Genomic DNA, 17,699 nt, shown 5'->3' with positions numbered 1-17,699 from the left:
GGAAAAAGCGGGGAAACAATCAAGCGGAATGTGCTCCGAGGGACAAAGAGCAAGTGGGGTCGTCGGCAGGCTTTCTGCCTGGTCACGCAAAAAAGAGCTTGACTCTTAGAGCTTTTTTTCTTATGATTGACTACAGTTCACGGGGAGGGAGTGGGTCAGTTGGCGTGATACCAGTAACCCAAGAGGAAAGGGATCCCGCCATGGCATCACGAGGTGTAAACAAGGTCATCCTGATCGGGCACTTAGGGGCCGATCCCGAACTGCGCTACACCCCCAGTGGCGCGGCCGTGGCCAACCTGCGGGTGGCCACCAACGAGGTCTGGAAGGACAACGAGGGCAACACTCAGGAACGGACAGAGTGGCATCGCGTCGTGCTCTGGCGCAAGTTGGCCGAGGTGGCGGGCCAGTACTTGAAGAAGGGGATGCAGGTGTACGTGGAAGGGCGCTTGCAGACCCGCTCCTGGGAGGACAAGGACGGAGTGAAGCGGTTTGCCACCGACATCGTCGGCCTCAACATGCAGATTCTCGGCAGGAGGGAGGCGGAGGCAGCGCCGGAATTGCCGCCGGCTGATGTTACCGACATCGGGGCGCCGCCACCCGAAGGTGATGACCTCCCCTTCTAAGGTCGTGCAGCAAGTTGGCGCACCGCCGTGCGTGTCGATGGGCGGAGAGCAAGAATCCGGGATCAGTCGGTCTCGGATTCTTGCTATTGAGCCGCATCTACCAAAGAGCTACCGCCGTGCGTAGGAAGAAAGCAGCAGTGGATGAACTCATCGCCCGGGCGACAGAAGCCAAGGAACGGGCGGTAACCCCCTACTCAGGCTTTGCCGTGGGGGCTGCCCTCTTGGCCGCCGACGGCACCATCTACACCGGCTGCAACGTGGAATCCAGCAGCTACGGACTCACGCTCTGCGCCGAGCGCGTGGCCTTAGGCAAGGCCATCTCGGAAGGGCGCCGCGAATTGGTGAGCATCGCGATTGTCACCGACCTCGACGACTTTTGCCCGCCCTGTGGCGCCTGCAGACAGCTCCTATGGGACTATGCTCCGCGCTTGGAGGTCATCTTAGCGACGCGCTCCGGCCGACGCAAGCACTACAAGCTGCGTGACCTCTTCCCCGAGGCCTTCGACAACCACTTCTTGCATGAGAGGTGAACGATGACAGGCCCGGTGCACAGACCGGTGGTGGTGGGGATTGCCGGCGGCTCGGGGTCGGGCAAGGGGTATTTGGTGCGCCGCCTCATGGAGCGGCTGGGGAAAGAGCGCTGCGTGCGCGTGGAGCAGGATTGGTACTACGCCGACTTGAGCACCATGCCTGTTGCCGAGCGCGCACAGCGCAATTTCGACCATCCCGAAGCCATCGACTTTGCGCTGCTCGTTCGCCATTTGCCGGAGCTCATCCGGGGGAACACCATCCAGAGGCCGGTTTATGACTTTGCCCTCCACACGCGGCGGCCGGAGACCGTGTCGCTGTCGCCCGCCGAAGTGATACTGGTGGAGGGGATTCTCGTTTTGCACGATTCTCGCCTGCGCGCTCTGTGCGACATCCGCGTCTTTGTGGAAGCACCGGAGGAGGTGCGCTTTCAGCGCCGCCTGGCTCGTGACATTGCCACACGTGGGCGCACGGAGGAATCGGTGCGGGTGCAGTTTGCCCAATCAGTGCGCCCAATGCACCAGGCCTATGTGGAACCGTCCCGGCAGTTCGCCGATTTGGTAATTGACGGTTGCGGCGAGGACCTGGACGGTTTCCAGGCGCTGGTGCGGCGCATCGAACAAGAGCTTGCCAGCAGAAGAGCCTTAGTTAAGCAGGAGTAGCCACCATGCTCACCATCGCCCCGCGCAACGTTGGTTGGCTTGAGGTCATCTGCGGTCCCATGTTCAGCGGCAAGACCGAAGAGCTGATTCGCCGCATCAGGCGAGCGCAGATCGCCCGCCAGCGGGTCGCCATCTTCAAGCCGCGCATCGACGACCGCTACTCGAGTGACCACATCGTCTCCCATGACGAGCAGCGCATCCCCTCCACTGCGGTGGCCAGCGCCAGCGAGATTCTGGAAAAGTCGGCACACGCGCAGGTGGTGGGCATCGACGAGGCGCAGTTCTTTGACGAGGAATTGGTGGCGGTCTGCGAGACGCTGGCAGCGCAGGGCAAGCGGGTGATTGTGGCAGGCCTCGATCAGGACTATCGGGGTAAACCCTTTGAGCCTATTCCGCAGCTGCTGGCCGTGGCCGAGTACATTACCAAGACGCTGGCCATTTGCGTCAAGTGCGGCAACCCGGCCAACCGCACGCAGCGCATCACCAAGGCGAAGGAGCGGGTCCTGGTGGGCGCTGAAGACGTGTACGAGGCGCGGTGCCGGCATTGCTTCGAACCGCCGCAGGAGGAATGAAGCCATTATGCGTTGGATCGGCCTGCTCGGACTGGCGATACTCCTTGGCATCGGCGTGCTTTTTTCAAAGAACCGGCCGCGCATTCGCTTGCGGGTGGTCACCTGGGGTGTGGCGCTGCAGGTGCTTTTTGCCGTCATCATCCTCAGCCAGAACGCGCTCAGCTGGGTGGGGATGTACGTGTTCTTGGTGCTTGTGCTGCTCTACGTGTTCACCGATACGGCCCTCACGCCTGGTCAGTGGGGCAAGGCTGCTGGTCCAGCGACTGTGATCGCGGCCGGGGGGGCGGCTGTCGTGGCAATCGGCTACTTCTTGGACAGGCTGCAGGCGGCCGTTCCCCTGGTGGTGGTCACTGTGCTGGCAGCTATCGTGCTCCACGCCTGCAAACGACCGCAGTTTGCGCGTTACAGCAGCGGCGCGGTTTTGACCCTTGGGCTGGGTGTGCTCATCAGTCGCGGCATTTACGGTCAGAGCGTCATGCAGGTGCTGGCCGACCAGGTGGCGAAATTCCTCAAGCTCAGCGATCTCGGCGCCACCTTTCTGTTCGGCAACTTGGCCAAGGCGGAGTTCTTTGACCAATTCGGCGTGCAGTTTGCCTTTTCTGTGCTCCCGACCATCATCTTCTTTTCGGCGGTGATTGCAATTCTCTACTACTTGGGCGTGATGCAGGCCGTGGTGGTGATGATGGCGCGCTTCATGCGCTGGACCATGGGCACCTCCGGAGCAGAGACTCTCTCGTGCTCCGCGAACATCTTCGTTGGGCAGACCGAAGCGCCGTTGCTCATCCGCCCGTTCTTGGATCGCCTCACCATCTCGGAACTGCATGCCGTGATGGTGGGTGGTTTTGCGACCATTGCCGGCGGGGTGATGGCCGGCTATATCCGCATGGGGATCAACCCGGCTTACTTGATTACCGCCAGCGTCATGTCCACCCCGGCGGCGCTGGTCATGGCCAAGATCTTCCTGCCGGAGACGGAGCGTTCCGTCACCGCAGGCGATGTGCGTTTGCCGCCAATTCCCCGGGGTGAGAATTTGTTGGACGCAGCGGCGCGCGGCGTGACCGATGGGCTCAAACTGGCCGCCAATGTGGGCGCTATGCTCATTGCCTTCATCGCCCTCATCGGCCTGGTGGATGTGGTGCTGGCCTTCGGCGACAAGTTCATCGACGGACGCCTGCTGGGAGGTGTGTACAATGCGCAGAGGCAGGAGTTCCGGGGGATTTTTCCCGGCAGCCTGCGCGTGCTGTTTGGAGCCATCTTTTCGCCCTTGGCCTTCGTGATGGGCGTGCCGTGGAAGGAGGCTGCTGCCGTGGGCAACCTGCTGGGGATCAAGGTGGCTGCCAACGAGTTCGTGGCCTACGTAGAGCTGAGTAAGCATGTCGCTGCGGCCGACCTGTCTCCCAGGGCGACTTTGATTGCGACCTACGCGCTGTGTGGGTTCGCCAACTTTTCCTCCATCGGCATCCAGATTGGTGGCATCGGCGCCTTAGCGCCGAATAGAAGGCCTGAGTTGGCAAAGGTCGGGCTGCGCGCCATGATCGCCGGCGCCTTGGCTTCGTGGATGACGGCCACCATTGCCGGGCTGCTGTCTTAGCCGACCAGAAGGTATGGGCAAAGGACTGCGCGAAAAACTCCGCGAATCAATGGCTGCGCTGCGCGAGGCCGGCATAGGCACCCCCGAGGTGGCAGTGATCCTTGGCTCGGGACTGGGGGGCTTTGCCGACCTGGTGCGCAACAGCCTGTCGGTCCCGACCAGCGCCATACCTCATTATCCCCGCTCCACAGTACCGGGACATGCCGGCCGCTGGGTGTTTGGGGAAGTCTCCGAGGTGCGCGTCCTGGTAGTGCAGGGGCGCATCCACTTCTACGAAGGCTATGCCATGCAGCAGGTGGGTTACCCGGTTCACCTCCTGGCGGAATTGGGAGCCAAGGCTCTGGTGGTGACCACGGCCTCTGGCGGGGTCAATCCCTGGTTTTCGCCCGGCGACCTGATGCTCATTGTGGACCACATCAACTTGGGTTTTGCGAATCCCCTGAGGGGGCCAGCGGAGGAGCAACTGGGCCCACGCTTTCCGGACATGTCCGAGCCGTATGACCGCCAGTTTCTGGAAATGGCCCGGCAAGTCGCCCTGCGCATAGGCATCCGGGTGCAGCAAGGGGTGTTCTGTTGGCTTCGCGGGCCGAGTTACGAGACGGCTGCCGAGGTCAGAATGTTGCGACGCATTGGCGTGGACGCCGCCAGCATGTCCACCGTGCCCGAGGTCATTGTCGCCAGACAGCGAGGCATCAGAGTGCTGGGCATCTCCTGCATCACGAATTTGGCCACCGGGCTTGCGCCGCAGCCGCTGTCGCACGAGGAGGTCACTGCCGTGGCTGAGCAGGTGCGCTTGCGATTCCACCAGTTCCTCGCCGCGGTTGTCCAGGCAATCGCCGCTGAGTTGAGGAAAACGGGCTGACCGTGACGGGGATGGCGGACATTGTCGTGCGCAGCGCCACGGTGGTGACCATCAACGAGCGGCGGGAGGTGCTCACCGGGGACGTGGCCATCAACGGGAGCACGATTGCCGCAGTGGGAACGGTGGCGGCGCGCGGCAGGCGCGAGATCGACGGCGAGGGGTGCGTGCTGCTCCCTGGATTGGTGCAAGCGCACATCCATCTCTGCCAGACGCTCTTTCGCAATGTGGCAGACGGCATGCCCCTGCTGGAGTGGCTTCGCTCCTGGATCTTGCCGCTCGAGGCGCTGCACGACGAACGTTCCATGCGCGCTTCCGTGCGGCTGGGCGTGGCCGAACTCCTGCGTGGCGGTACCACGTGCGTGCTGGACATGGGCAGCGTGCACCACACCGAGGTCGTGTTCAGCGAGCTGGAGGCTTTGGGCCTACGCGCCAGCAGCGGCAAGGCAATGATGGACTGCGGCGACGAGATCCCGCGTGCGCTTTGTGAGGAGCCGTCCGCCGCCTTGGAGGAAAGCGTGGCCCTGTTGCGCCGCTGGCATGGCGCGGCACAGGGGCGCTTGCGCTATGCCTTTGCGCCGCGCTTCGCCCTGTCCAGCTCTGCGGAATTGCACCGTCAGGTGGCCGAGGAGGCACGGCGGCGCAATGCGCGCGTGCACAGCCATGCAGCCGAGCACCGTGACGAAGTCGCCCGTGTGCGCGGCAGGACGGGCAAGGGCAATGTTGCCTACCTGCACGGGCTTGGTCTCACCGGGCCGCAGCTCTGCCTGGCGCACTGCGTCTGGCTCGGCGATGAGGAGATGGCCATCTTGCGCGAGACTGGTACGCACGTCTTGCACTGCCCAACCGCCAACCTCAAGCTGGGCTCCGGCATCGCTAAGGTGCCGGAGATGCGAGCAATGGGGATCAACGTGGCCCTTGGGTCGGATGGCGCTGCCTGCAACAACAACCTCGATGCCTTCCAGGAGATGCGCATGGCTGCCCTCATCCAGGGGGCGCGGCTGGGCGCAGGGGCCCTGCCGGCACAGGCAGTGGTGGAGATGGCGACCCTGGGCGGGGCGCGCACCCTCGGCCTGGCCGACCAGATCGGGAGCATCGAGGTAGGCAAGAAGGCCGACCTTATTCTTGTTGACGTGCACCGACCCCACAACAGTCCTGGCCACGACATCTACGGCCAGCTGGTCTTTGCGTGCCGCTCATCGGACGTGCGCACGGTCATTATCGACGGCAACATCGTCGTGCACCAGGGCCGCGTGCTGGTGGTGGACGAGGAAGAAGTCGTGAGGAGAGCTGAAGAGGAAAGCAGCCGCCTTCTTCGGAAGATGCGGTGAAGCGGGAAGGGAGGCAGGCATGGTACCGTTGGAGCGGATTTTGAGAGCCCATCGAGGCGAGCTGCCCGTCGACCTGCTGCTGCGCAACGGCAAGATGGTGAACGTGCTCTCCGGCGAAATCTATGAGGCCGACGTTGCCATCTTGGGCGACACCATCCTTGCGGTGGGGCAGGCGTGCGAGGCACGCGAAACAATCGACCTGCGGGGGCTTTACCTGGCTCCCGGGTTCATCGATGGCCACATCCACATCGAGAGCTCCATGGTGGAAGTGCCGCAGTTCGCCAGGGCGGTGGTGCCCCTGGGCACCACGTCGGTGGTGGCCGACCCGCACGAAATCGCCAACGTGCTCGGCAATGAGGGGATCCGCTACATGATGGACGCCAGCAAGTACAATCCGCTGAACGTCTTCTTCATGCTTCCCTCGTGCATCCCCTCCACGAACCTGGAATCCACAGGCTCAGTGCTCCGCGCGTTCGATATCTTCCCCTTCCTGCGCGAGAAGTGGGTGCTGGGCCTGGGCGAGATGATGAACTTCGGCGGCGTGTTGGCCGGTGAGGAAGACGTGTTGGACAAACTGAAGATTGTAGAGGACAAGCGAATGGACGGGCACGCCCCGGGCCTGAGCGGCCGCGACCTGAACACCTACATCGCCATGGGCATCCGGTCCGACCACGAATGCACCACCGTGGAGGAGGCGCGCGAAAAGTTGCGCTTGGGCATGCACATCATGATCAGGGAGGGCACCGGTACCAGGAACCTGCGCGCGCTGCTCCCTTTGGTGACGCCGGAGAACGAGCGCCGCTGCATGTTCGTCACCGACGACCGTCACCCAAACGACATCTTGGAAGAGGGGCACATCAACTACATGATCAAGACGGCCATTGCCGAAGGTCTGCCACCGGTCACGGCCATCCGGCTGGCCACCATCAACACGGCAGAGTACTTTGGTCTGCGCCGCCTGGGGGCGATCGCCCCGGGGCGCACCGCCGATCTGGTGGCGTTCGATGACTTTGAGCATTTTGCCATCAAGAAGGTGTTCAAGAACGGGCGGCTGGTGGCCGAAGACGGCAAAGCCATTTACGACGTGCCTGTGCGTCCCCCCGCACAAGTGCGCAGCTCGATGAACATCAAGTGGCTGGAAGGAGGGGAGTTTGTCGTCCCGGCACGCGGCAACAAGTGCCGGGTGATGGGCGTGGTGCCGGACCAGATCGTCACCGAGTCGCTGGTGGAAGATGCCCCAGTCCGCGACGGCATGGTGGTGTCGGAACCGGAGCGGGACCTGCTGCGTTGCTACGTGGTGGAGCGCCACCGCGCCTCCGGCAACATCGGCAAGGGCCTGGTGCGAGGCTTTGGCCTGCGCAAGGGGGCATTGGCCTCCTCCATCGCGCACGATGCGCACAACGTCATCGTGTTCGGCATTGACGACCGCGACATTGCCCGCGCCGTCATTCACGTCAACAAAATGGGAGGCGGATTGGTGGTCGTTGCCGATGGAGAAGTGAAAGAGGCACTGCAACTGCCCATCGGCGGGTTGATGTCGGACCGGCCGCTGGAAGAGGTGAGCGCCGCCACCAAGCGGGTGAACCAGGCAGCCCGCGCACTGGGTGCGAAGATGGCGGACCCTTTCATGACCATGAGCTTTTTGGCGCTGCCCGTGGTGCCCAAGCTGAAACTCACCGACCGCGGTCTGGTGGACGTCGAGCGCTTCGCCTTCGTGGACCTGTTCGTCGATGCGCGAGAATAGGCTGCCGGCAAGTGGCCGGCGGGGCGCGCTCTGGGACCTGAGGGCCCATCTCTATCGTCGCTTTCGACGGTGGCCGCCCTTTGCGATTGTGGCCAACCGGGAACGGGCGCTCCTCAGACAAGGCCTTGCGGAAGTACCCGCAGGGGAGGGACGCGCCCTGGATGTGGCCACGGGCACCGGCGAAGGACTCGCCGCGCTCATGGGCAAGGTGGAGTGGTATGGACTGGATAGTTCGCGAGCGATGTTGGCCTACGCCAAGAGGCGACTGCCAGGGATGCGACTGGTGCGCGGTGACGCCTTAGCGCTGCCGTTTCGGCCCGGGTGCTTCGTGCTGGTGACCTGCATAGGGCTGGCAGAGTATCTGCCTGCAGTGACGGGCCTCCTGAGGGAAACAGCCAGAACCTTGCGCCCGGGAGGCGCGGCCCTGGTGTCAACCTCGCCGACGAACCTCCTGTTGTTCATGCGTCGAGCCCTGGGACATCGACTGCACAGGCACAGTCACGACTCCATCAGTCGCGCCGCAACTGCTGCGGGCTTCGTGCTGGTGAAGGTGCTCGCTTCGTGCAGCCAGCGGCTGTACGTGTTGCGCAAAGCGGGGGAGGAGGGCCAAGGCCTCTCGGTTCCCTGCTGAGCGGAAGGCAAACAGGGCCGGGTACCGAGAAAGCGTTATGCCTCCGAATGGAGACGACTTCTCATGAATCTAAAGAGAGTGAAGCTCATTTTCAACCCGAAGGCTGGTCTGCTGCGCCACACTCACCTGGTGGTGCGTATTGTGGACGAGTGCCTGCGGCAGGCTCCCTTTCGCTATGAGGTCCACAACGTCGAATACAAGGACCATGCCATAGAGCTGGCCTCCGCTGCCGAGTGCGAGGGGTTCGATGCGGTGGTGGCCATTGGCGGCGACGGCACCGTGAACGCTGCTGCGCGCGGTTTGCTGCACAGCCGGCTTCCCTTAGGCATTGTGCCCATCGGCTCGGGCAACGGTTTGGCGCGAGGCTTGGGCATACCCATCAGCATCAGGCGTGCGTGTCAGTTGCTCCTGGAAGGCGGCACGGTGCGTGCCATCGATGCGGGGCGCATAAGGGACCGCTACTTCTTTGTGGTGGCCGGACTGGGCTTCGACGCGGTGGTGGGCAAGCTATTCGACGACCAGAGCCTGCGCGGCCCGCTGCCTTACTTTTACCTCGGCGTGCGCGAATTTTTTAGCTATGAACCGGAGACCTTCATCCTACGCCTCGCCGACCGCCAGATCACCGTGCCGGCGCTCTTGGTCACTGTGGCCAACACCCAGCAATGGGGCAACGGCGCAATCATCGCTCCGCACGCCCAGCCTGACGACGGACTGCTTGACATCTGCATCATCCACAAGGTCAACCTCGGCCAGGCGCTCTTTCATCTGCCCAAGCTTTTCACCGGCAAGATCGACAAGGTGCGCCACTACGAGAACTACCGTTCGACGGAGGTGGAGATAGTGCGGGAGCGGCCGGGGTACTTCCATGTGGACGGCGAGCCGGTGGAGGGGGGCACGCATTTGCGGGTATCCATCGACCCCAAGGCATTGCGGGTCATCGTTCCTGCCCGCGGAGGCGAGCGTCACGAGGTGGGTTCTGCGTGTGAATGAGCCGGTTCCCCACGTGCCCACTGTGTGCCATTTCACCACGGTGCACCGGCCTTTTGATGTGCGCGTCTTCCACCGCGAGGCATGCGGCATAGCGCGCGCGGGGTATCGGGTGATGCTCATCGCCCATGCGGACTTTCAACAGCGGACGGACAAGGGGGTCGTGATCAAGGGGGTGCGGCGGGCCAAGAATCGCCTGCAACGCATTGCCCACACCGCCAAATTTGTTCGCCTGGCCATTCGCCAGCGGGCAGACCTGTACCATTTCCATGACCCGGAGCTGCTCCCCGGAGGCGTCCTCATTAAGTGGCTCTACCGGCGGCCGGTCATCTACGACTGCCACGAGAACTTTCCCGAGACGGCATTTGAGCGCGTCTGGTATCCGGCTTTTTTCAAGCCCTACCTTGCCAAGGTGGTGGCCGTGTTCGAGCCGCTTTTTGCAAGGCGGCTGGATGCGGTGGTCTGTGTGGTGCCCGATCAGGAGCAGCGGTTTCGCGCCCGAGGCTGTCGTACCCTGCTGGTGAGGAACTTTCCGCGTCTGGAGCCTTTTGACGAAGCGTTCCAGTCGGCACCCCCAAAGGAGAACCGCCTCATTTACGTTGGTGGGCTGACTGTGGTCAAAGGTGCCCGGATGCTGGTGGACATCATGGCCGAGCTCGGGCGCTTGCACCGCGACGTGCGCTTGGTGGCCATCGGCTCTTTCAACGAGGAAAAGGTGAAAGCGGAAGTGTTGCGGTACGCCCAGGAGCTGGGAGTGGCCGAGGTCATGGAGTTTCTCGAATACCAGCCGCACGAGGAGATCCCGCGCGAGCTGCTCAAGTCCCGCATCGCGCTGGTACCCTGGCAAGAGAACGAGCAGACGCTGCGCATGTTCTTCCCCAACAAGCTGTTCGAGTATATGGCCTGCGGCTTGCCCATCGTGGCCAGCGACCTCCCTTCCCTGCGGCAGGTGATAGGCAAGGCGGGCTGTGGCCTCCTCGTGAGGCCTGACGACGCCCGTGCCCATGCCGAGGCTATTGCCTACCTGCTTGACCATCCGCGCGTGGCCACTCGCATGCGCCTAGAGGGGCGCAAGGCAGTGCATGCCCTCTATCGCTGGGAGAACGAGGAGGCACGGCTGTTGGCCCTCTACCGGGAGCTCTTGCCGAGCCAGTAGGGATGAGGACTCGATTCGCGAGGCTTGTATGACGCTTGCCGTCCTGCTGCCGGGCTACCTGCCCAGTATCCCCTTCTTCGCCATGCTCGCCGCCGCCGATGTGGCGCTCTTGGCCGATGACCTGCAATACTCCACTCGCAGCAACCTGAATCGCGCGCGCATCAAGACTGCCACCGGGGCTCAATGGCTCACGGTGCCGGTGCTGAGCAAGGGTCGCCTGGGTCAGAGTATTGCCGCCGTCCGCATCGACCCGTATCATGAGTGGCGCAAGAGGCACTGGCGCTCGCTCATGGTCAACTATGCCCCAGCTCCTTACTGGGGCCGTTACGAGGGCGCGCTTGAGGAGGTGTACGGGCGTTCCTGGGATAGCCTGCTTGACCTCAACCGGACGCTGATCGAGATGCTCGCCCTGGAACTGGGTCTCAAAGTGCCCATGGGCCTGACTTCCCGCTTTAGCACACACCCGGCGCGCACGGATAAGGTGGTGGACCTGTTGCGGGCGTGCGGGTGCGATACCTACCTGGTGCTCCGTGCCGACTATCACCTGGTGGATAGTGAGCGCATCGCCGGCATGGGCTTGACAGTGCGCCCTGTGGATGTGGCGGAGCCCATCTACCACCAGCTCTTTGGGCCATTCGTCCCTGGCTTCTCTGTGCTGGACCTGCTGATGAACGAGGGGCCAAGCGCGGCGGCCTTGATCCAGCAGTCGGCCAAAGTGGCACCTGAGGGGAGGGCAAGGCAATCACCTTGCATTTGAGTGCCAAATTTCTTATATTGACGGCCGTCGCAGGTCTGGGAGCTCACTCGCGGAGGCGCTGATGAAAGCAGATGCTTTTGCGCAGGTCGCGGCGCGCATTGACGGGTATCGAGACGAGGTCATCAGGTTGGAGATCGAATTGACGGCGATACCCGCCCTGTCGCCAGAAAACGGTGGCGAGGGTGAAGTTGCCAAGGCCGAATATGTCAAGAAGCTGCTCGCCACCCTTCCCGTGGACGAGCTGCAGGAGATCAAAGCGCCGGATGCCCGCGTGCCGTGTGGCTATCGGCCGAACCTGGTGGCCAGGTTCAAGGGCGCCGACAGCAGTCGCACCGTGTGGGTCCTCTCGCATTTGGACATTGTGCCGCCCGGTGAGCTCAGCCTTTGGCAAAGCGATCCCTATCGCGTGCGAGTGGATGGCGACCTGTTGTACGGCCGCGGCGTTGAGGACAACCAACAGGGGATGGTCGCCTCGCTGCTGGCGGTGCGCGCGCTCCATGAGCAGGGCCTGCGTCCCGCCCATGACGTCGGCGTGGTATTGGTGGCCGATGAGGAGACAGGGAGCCAATACGGCCTGCAATACCTGCTTGCCCATCATCGTCACCTATTCGGCACCGAAGACCTCATCATCGTGCCCGACTCGGGAAATGCCGATGGTTCCATGGTGGAAGTGGCCGAGAAGAGCATCCTGTGGGTTGGCTTCAGGACCATAGGGAAGCAGTGTCATGGCTCGCGTCCGGCCTTGGGCATCAATGCGCACAAAGCTGCGGCGCACTTGATCGTCAAGTTAGAAGGGCTGTACCAAGCGTTTCCGGAGAGCGATCCGGTCTTCGCGCCGCCCACCAGCACGTTCGAGCCCACGAAAAAAGAGGCCAACGTGCCCAACATCAACACGATCCCTGGGGAGGACGTGTTCTACTTTGACTGCCGCGTATTGCCCGCGTACAAGGTGGACGACGTCATTACCTGGATGCAGTCGGCGGTGCGCGAGGTGGAAGCACAGTTTGGCGTGAAGGTGGAGCTTTTCTTCCCCCAGCGCGAGGATGCGGCTCCGCCTACGCCCGTGGACGCGCCGGTGGTGCAGGCATTGACCCGCGCCTTAGCCGAGACGCGGGGAGTGAAAGCAGTGCCGATGGGCATTGGTGGCGGCACGGTGGCTGCCCATTTCCGGCGTGCCGGACTGCCAGCCGTGGTGTGGGAGACCATTGACCAGACCGCGCACCAACCCAATGAGTATTGTCGCATCAGCAATGTTCTTGCCGATGCCAAGGTGTTTGCTCACCTCTTCTTGTACGCATAGCTTGCCGAGGGTGTCGTGGATCGCGACTTGGAATCCATGCAGCAGGCGCGCCATCTCTGTGTGCGGGCGCGCGAAGCGCAGCTCAAGTTCAAGGAATTTTCCCAGAAGGACGTGGACCGCGTGGTGGCGGCCATGGCAGACGCCGGCTTTCGTGCGGCAGAGCAACTGGCGCAGTTGGCCGTGGAGGAGACCGGTTTCGGAGTGGTTGCCGACAAGGTAGCCAAAAACCAGCTCGCCACGCGGGATGTCTACAACCTCATCAAGAACATGAAGACGGTGGGGGTGATCAACGAACTGCCCGGCAAACGCATATTGGAGATCGCCGAGCCGATGGGAGTGATCGCCGGCATTGTGCCGGTCACCAATCCCACCTCCACGGTGCTCTTCAAATCCCTCATTGCGGTGAAGGCCAGAAACGCCATCGTCTTCTCGCCCCATCCCAATGCGGTGCGTTGTGCCAATGCGGCGGCGGCGGTGATGAGTCAGGCTGCAGAGAGCGCGGGCGCACCCCCTGGTCTCATCAGTTGCATGACCCTTTCTACGCTCCAGGGTACCAACGAGCTGATGCACCATCGCGATGTGGCCATCATCTTGGCAACGGGCGGCGCGGGTTTGGTCAAGGCGGCCTACAGCGCTGGCAAGCCGGCTTACGGCGTAGGGCCGGGCAACGTGCCGGCGTTCATCGAGCGCACTGCAGACGTGCGCAAGGCAGTGGCGGACATCGCCGCCTCCAAGACCTTCGACAACGGCACGGTGTGCGCCTCCGAGCAGGCCATCATCGCCGATTTGCCCATCAAGGACCAGGTCATCGCCGAGTTGCAGGCGCGCAAGGCTTACTTTCTCAACCCGGACGAGTGCCGCAGGGTGGGTGCCACCTTGGTGACGCGCGAGCTCACGGTCAGCCCGGATTGCGTCGGACAACCGGCCTACGTCATCGCGCAGAAGGCGGGCATAGCGGTGCCGCGCGACACCAGCATGCTGGTCGCCCCGCTGGATGGGGTTGGGCCTCACTATCCCCTCTCCATCGAGAAACTCTCGCCGGTGATCGCCTTCTACGTTGCGGATGGCTGGGAGGCCGGGTGCGAGCGCTGTATCGAAATACTGAACTTTGGCGGGCTCGGCCATACGCTGGTCATCCACTCCCGGGACGAGGAGGTGATTATGCAGTTTGCCCTCAAGAAGCCTGCCTTCCGCATTCTGGTCAATACGCCCGGCACGCACGGAGCAGTGGGGATCACCACCGAGCTGGACCCATCCATGATGCTGGGCTGCGGCACGTACGGGGGTAACATCACCACAGACAACGTGACGCCCATGCACCTGTTGAACATCAAACGAGTTGCCTACGAGACGAAGCCGTTGCGCCGTTCCGAGCGCAGTACCGATTGGCGCCCAGAATTGCTCACGCATGGCAGGGTGAATGTGCGTGCGCCGTACCAGGCGGCACTGACTCCGGCGGCGGGCATTTCGCGCCGAGAGGCTCCCCAGGCGGAATTCCATGCCCGCCAGCCGTCGCCTGCGCCGCGAGGGCGTTATGGCAGCAGCGGTTTGACCGACGAAGAGGTGGAGCGCATTGTCGCCGAATTTCTTCAGACGAGGTGAAAGACTGGGAATGGTGACCCGGCTCCAGTTGCAACGCGCTGAGCGGAGGAGGGCGTGGAAAGGATACTGATCCCCGTCGGCGTTTCCAACCGCCATGCCCACTTGTGCCGGGAGCACCTGGACGTTCTGTTCGGCAAGGGGTTTGAGCTGACCAGGGAACGAGAGCTCTACCAGTGCGGTCAGTTCGTCTCCGAGCAGACGGTGACCATTAGCGGGCCGAAGGGGGCCATCGAGGGGATGCGCATCTTGGGACCGCTGCGCAGCCGCACGCAAGTGGAGGTCTCGCGCACCGACGCCTACCGCCTTGGCCTGGATTGCCCGGTGGGCGATGCGGGACCCTTGCCTGCCGGCCAGGCGGCCGTGCTCATCGGGCCGCAGGGTTCGGTGACGCTCCATCAGGACGTGGTGGTGGCGCGCCGCCACATTCACGTCAACCCGGAGATAGCGGCCAAGTTGGGGGTGCGCCACGGCGATGCGGTGTTTGTGGCACCCGTGGCGCAGCCAGGGGCGGACCCTGCGCAATTGCGCACCGTGATTTTTGGCAACGTCCTCGTCCGCGTCGACGAGACCTTCCGCCTGCAGATGCACATCGACCTGGACGAGGCAAACGCCGCAGGCCTGAAGACCGGCGACATGGTGTACATCGTGCAAAGCAGCCTGCGCTACAACTTTAACCTGAACGGGCGGAGGGTCATCACCGAGAACGATGTGCGCCAGGCCATCCTCCGGGGGCAAAAGATTCGCGTGGAGCCCGGCGTCATCGTCACACCGGCGGCCCGCGATCTTGGCAAACAGCACAATGTCTTCGTGTGAGCGAAAGCGGTCCGCTCCTGCTGCTCTTGGCACGCACAGCCATCTCTCTTGCCTGGCGTGTGACGCAGACCTTGACGGGCACCTTGCAGGTGCGGGCGATGAGTGTGCATAGGGAGGCTCATGCCGCCGGACAGAGCCAGGAGCCTGCCGAGGTTCTGGTGGTCTGTTCCGTGGGGCAGGAGGAGCTGGAGGTGCACTGGGACGCGCAGGTGCCGCAGTACCCGGCCGAAATGGTCGCCGTTGCCACCCATCACTGGCAGCGACTTTGCAGTGAGGCGCGGCCTGGTGCAGTTCTCTTCGATGGGGCGCTCTGTTTTCTCCGAAACTTCTCGTGGGATGGCTTCCGTCTCCACCTTTCCCTTGGCAGAACAAGCTACCTCTATGCCCTCTTTGCCAATGCTTATTGCCAGGAAATCGTCCGTCGTTGGGGAGCAGAGCACCTGCCCAGGGTGCTTGGCGTCAGCGCGGTGGTGGTTAGTGCGGGCGGTGTCCTGCCGCTTATGCGCCGTAGCGACACCGTCGGTGAGTTCCCCGGACGGTTGGATGTCTTCGGCGGGCACATCGACCCGGGGGTAGATGTGCTGGCGGGGGTGCCCCACCCGTTTGTGGCAATCGGCAACGAGCTTTGTGAAGAGCTCGACCTGCGACCTGCCGAGCTGAATTCCCTTCGCTGCATAGGGCTCATCAAGAGCCGCTGCAATCAGAAGCCCGAACTGGTCTTCGCGTGTTCTGTGCCGGGCGACCTGCAGGAGCTGTGTCGCCGGGCAGGAGGCGCTCGCGGTGCCGGCGAGTTCGTCGACCTCCTCGCCGTGCAGGACGAGCCGCCTGCTCTTCGCCAGCTTTTGGAAAAAAGGCGCAGCGAGCTCACGCCTTCTGCCTATGGCAGTCTGTGGGTTTACGGGCTCTACCGAGGGTTCTGGAAGTACACGGCCGCAAAAAAATCTTGACTTTTTGCAAAATAGTTCTAAATTAGCTGCGCCCTTGCGTCGGGAACTGTACCGCTGGTTTGGGCCTGTAGTCATGGTGCGCATAAGCAGCGCCTGTTGTTCATACAGACAACTTTCCGCCTGATGGTGGAGAAGCTGTTGCTGGAAGTGACAGCGGTGCAGTCGTTCCTGACCGCGGGCCGAGAGGCAGGAGTGGGCAAGGCTCGAGATGGCCGTCGCGTTGGGTCTGGAACGTGACGGCTTTTTGTTGTGGCAACCGTTGGCAAAGCGGAGGCAAGCACAAGGCAATGGAAGCACTAGGAGGGGCGGCAGAGCCCATGCCGCGGCAGATTCAGGCCAAAGTCACTGGCTATGGGGGGTACACCTCGAGAGCGGAACGAAGGAGTTCTGACCAGCTCCTCCGCGCCCATCTCATCTCCCGCCTCGAAGGTCTGGCGAGCAGGCTCAACGGTGCCGCCGAGCAGGCGCAGAGCCTCGGTGCGCCCGAGCTTTCTGAGCCGCTCAGCCGCCTGCACCGCAAGTTGAGCACCATTTGCGAAGGCTTGCACGCGCCCAGCTACCTTGAATCGAGCTTTTTCGAGAGCACATCGCTGCCGGCGGAGTTGTTGGAGTCCATCTATGGCTGTGAGCTGGCACTGCTCGGAGAGGTGAGCGAGCTGGATGAGGAGGTTTCTGACCTGGATGTGACGGTGCTCTCCGAGGCGGAGCTCCAGGAACTGGCCTTGCGCATGTCTGACTCTGTGGATGCCTTCAACCAGGCGCTCTTCGAGCGGGAATCGCTGATGATGGGAGGGGAGGGGGAGTAGATAGAACACCGGTGGCAGGGGAGGAAAGAGAGCATGCGCCTTTTCGCCATAAGTGCAGAGGGCGAATTCCAGGAGTTCAGCAAGAAGCAGTTCGCCGCGCAACACCAGGAACAGATTCTCGAGGAGTGGTTGGAAAAGAATCCCGACGGGATTGTCGAGGACGGCAAACTACTGCTCATCGGGAGGCAGGTTACCACGAACCTGGGTAGCACCATCGACCTCGTGGGCCTGGATCGGTCGGGAGCCGTGGTCGTTGTGGAACTCAAGAGGGGGCGGACACCACGAGAGACAGTGGCCCAGGCCCTCGAATACGCTTCCTATGCGGAGCAACTCGATGCCCAGCAACTGGAGGAGCTGTTTCAGCAGTACATGGCTGATGAGTCCCTGTCCCTTGCGGACTATCACAGGGAGTATTTTGATTTGCCCCCGGAGGAGGCAGTGACGCTGAACAAGGAACAACGCATTGTGATCGTCGCGCAAGAAGTAAGTAGCCCAGTGAGAGAGACTTCAACCTTTCTGAGGAGGAAGGGCATCAGGATTACCTGCGTAGAGTTCTCCTACTTTGAGTCAAAAGGGGGAGGGGCGCTGCTGGGCCAAGATATCGCCGTCGGAGAGGAATCTGTTCGGGCGAGGCGTCCCCAGGGGTTGCCAGCGAGAACGCTTACCCCGGCGAGTTCCCGGAGGGTACCGACGAGTTCGGCAAACCTGTGTTCGAGAAGATTCTGGGCTTCGCCGAGCTAAGGAAGCTGCCTATCCATTGGGGCAGGAGAGGATTCTCTGTATGCTTGGA

General features: G+C 62.7%; 17 protein-coding genes and 1 pseudogene. All 18 read left to right on the top strand.

Translation table 11 applies throughout. The features are described from left to right. The first annotated feature begins 200 nt into the window (after nt 1-200). The 18 genes and pseudogenes from NUW13_15950 (at nt 201) to NUW13_15865 (ending at nt 17,650) form a co-directional block, all read left to right on the top strand. Nucleotides 201-623, top strand: coding sequence for a single-stranded DNA-binding protein (locus tag NUW13_15950; GenBank protein MCR4440502.1), 423 nt, complete (start codon nt 201-203; stop codon nt 621-623). Nucleotides 624-739: 116 nt separating this feature from the next. After that, complete coding sequence (locus tag NUW13_15945; GenBank protein ID MCR4440501.1) at nt 740-1,153, top strand: cytidine deaminase; 414 nt, start codon at nt 740-742, stop codon at nt 1,151-1,153. 3 nt (nt 1,154-1,156) lie between these two features. Beyond that, a complete protein-coding gene (udk, locus tag NUW13_15940; GenBank protein MCR4440500.1) occupies nt 1,157-1,813 on the top strand; it encodes a uridine kinase in 657 nt (218 codons plus the stop codon). A 5-nt stretch (nt 1,814-1,818) separates the two neighbouring features. Then, the gene (locus NUW13_15935; GenBank protein MCR4440499.1) at nt 1,819-2,385 is read left to right on the top strand and encodes a thymidine kinase; all 567 of its coding nucleotides are present in this window, start codon (nt 1,819-1,821) and stop codon (nt 2,383-2,385) included. 7 nt (nt 2,386-2,392) lie between these two features. Beyond that, a complete protein-coding gene (locus NUW13_15930; GenBank protein MCR4440498.1) occupies nt 2,393-3,976 on the top strand; it encodes a NupC/NupG family nucleoside CNT transporter in 1,584 nt (527 codons plus the stop codon). Between the two features lie 13 nt (nt 3,977-3,989). Beyond that, entirely contained in the window at nt 3,990-4,838 is an 849-nt protein-coding gene (locus NUW13_15925; GenBank protein ID MCR4440497.1) for a purine-nucleoside phosphorylase, read from the top strand. A gap of 11 nt (nt 4,839-4,849) precedes the next feature. After that, nucleotides 4,850-6,166: a 5'-deoxyadenosine deaminase gene (locus NUW13_15920; protein ID MCR4440496.1), complete on the top strand. Its 1,317-nt coding sequence runs from the start codon at nt 4,850-4,852 to the stop codon at nt 6,164-6,166. A 19-nt stretch (nt 6,167-6,185) separates the two neighbouring features. Continuing rightward, nucleotides 6,186-7,910, top strand: a complete 1,725-nt coding sequence (gene ade / locus NUW13_15915; protein MCR4440495.1) for an adenine deaminase — start codon at nt 6,186-6,188, stop codon at nt 7,908-7,910. Continuing rightward, on the top strand, nt 7,897-8,541 hold the full coding sequence (locus NUW13_15910) for a class I SAM-dependent methyltransferase (protein MCR4440494.1): 645 nt from the start codon (nt 7,897-7,899) through the stop codon (nt 8,539-8,541). The genes ade and NUW13_15910 overlap by 14 nt, the downstream gene beginning before the upstream one ends. A 63-nt stretch (nt 8,542-8,604) precedes the next feature. Then, nucleotides 8,605-9,531 carry a diacylglycerol kinase family lipid kinase gene (locus tag NUW13_15905; protein MCR4440493.1) on the top strand — a complete coding sequence of 309 codons (927 nt, stop codon included), beginning with the start codon at nt 8,605-8,607 and terminating at the stop codon, nt 9,529-9,531. Further along, the gene (locus NUW13_15900) at nt 9,524-10,684 is read left to right on the top strand and encodes a glycosyltransferase family 4 protein (protein MCR4440492.1); all 1,161 of its coding nucleotides are present in this window, start codon (nt 9,524-9,526) and stop codon (nt 10,682-10,684) included. The genes NUW13_15905 and NUW13_15900 overlap by 8 nt, the downstream gene beginning before the upstream one ends. A gap of 28 nt (nt 10,685-10,712) precedes the next feature. Next, entirely contained in the window at nt 10,713-11,441 is a 729-nt protein-coding gene (locus tag NUW13_15895; GenBank protein MCR4440491.1) for a WbqC family protein, read from the top strand. 61 nt (nt 11,442-11,502) lie between these two features. Continuing rightward, the gene (locus NUW13_15890; GenBank protein ID MCR4440490.1) at nt 11,503-12,741 is read left to right on the top strand and encodes a M20 family metallo-hydrolase; all 1,239 of its coding nucleotides are present in this window, start codon (nt 11,503-11,505) and stop codon (nt 12,739-12,741) included. Between the two features lie 15 nt (nt 12,742-12,756). Beyond that, a complete protein-coding gene (locus NUW13_15885) occupies nt 12,757-14,343 on the top strand; it encodes an aldehyde dehydrogenase family protein (protein MCR4440489.1) in 1,587 nt (528 codons plus the stop codon). A gap of 54 nt (nt 14,344-14,397) precedes the next feature. After that, a pseudogene (pduL, locus tag NUW13_15880) lies at nt 14,398-14,994 on the top strand (phosphate propanoyltransferase). 260 nt (nt 14,995-15,254) lie between these two features. Beyond that, nucleotides 15,255-16,103, top strand: a complete 849-nt coding sequence (locus tag NUW13_15875) for a hypothetical protein (protein MCR4440488.1) — start codon at nt 15,255-15,257, stop codon at nt 16,101-16,103. Between the two features lie 287 nt (nt 16,104-16,390). Then, a complete protein-coding gene (locus NUW13_15870) occupies nt 16,391-16,909 on the top strand; it encodes a hypothetical protein (protein ID MCR4440487.1) in 519 nt (172 codons plus the stop codon). Nucleotides 16,910-16,942: 33 nt separating this feature from the next. Next, nucleotides 16,943-17,650, top strand: a complete 708-nt coding sequence (locus NUW13_15865; GenBank protein MCR4440486.1) for an endonuclease NucS — start codon at nt 16,943-16,945, stop codon at nt 17,648-17,650. Nucleotides 17,651-17,699 lie beyond the last annotated feature (49 nt).

The sequence above is a fragment of the candidate division KSB1 bacterium genome (genome assembly GCA_024655945.1).
GTDB lineage: Bacteria > Zhuqueibacterota > Zhuqueibacteria > JANLFK01 > Oleimicrobiaceae > Oleimicrobium.
This window is presented reverse-complemented; position numbering and strand designations above follow the sequence as displayed.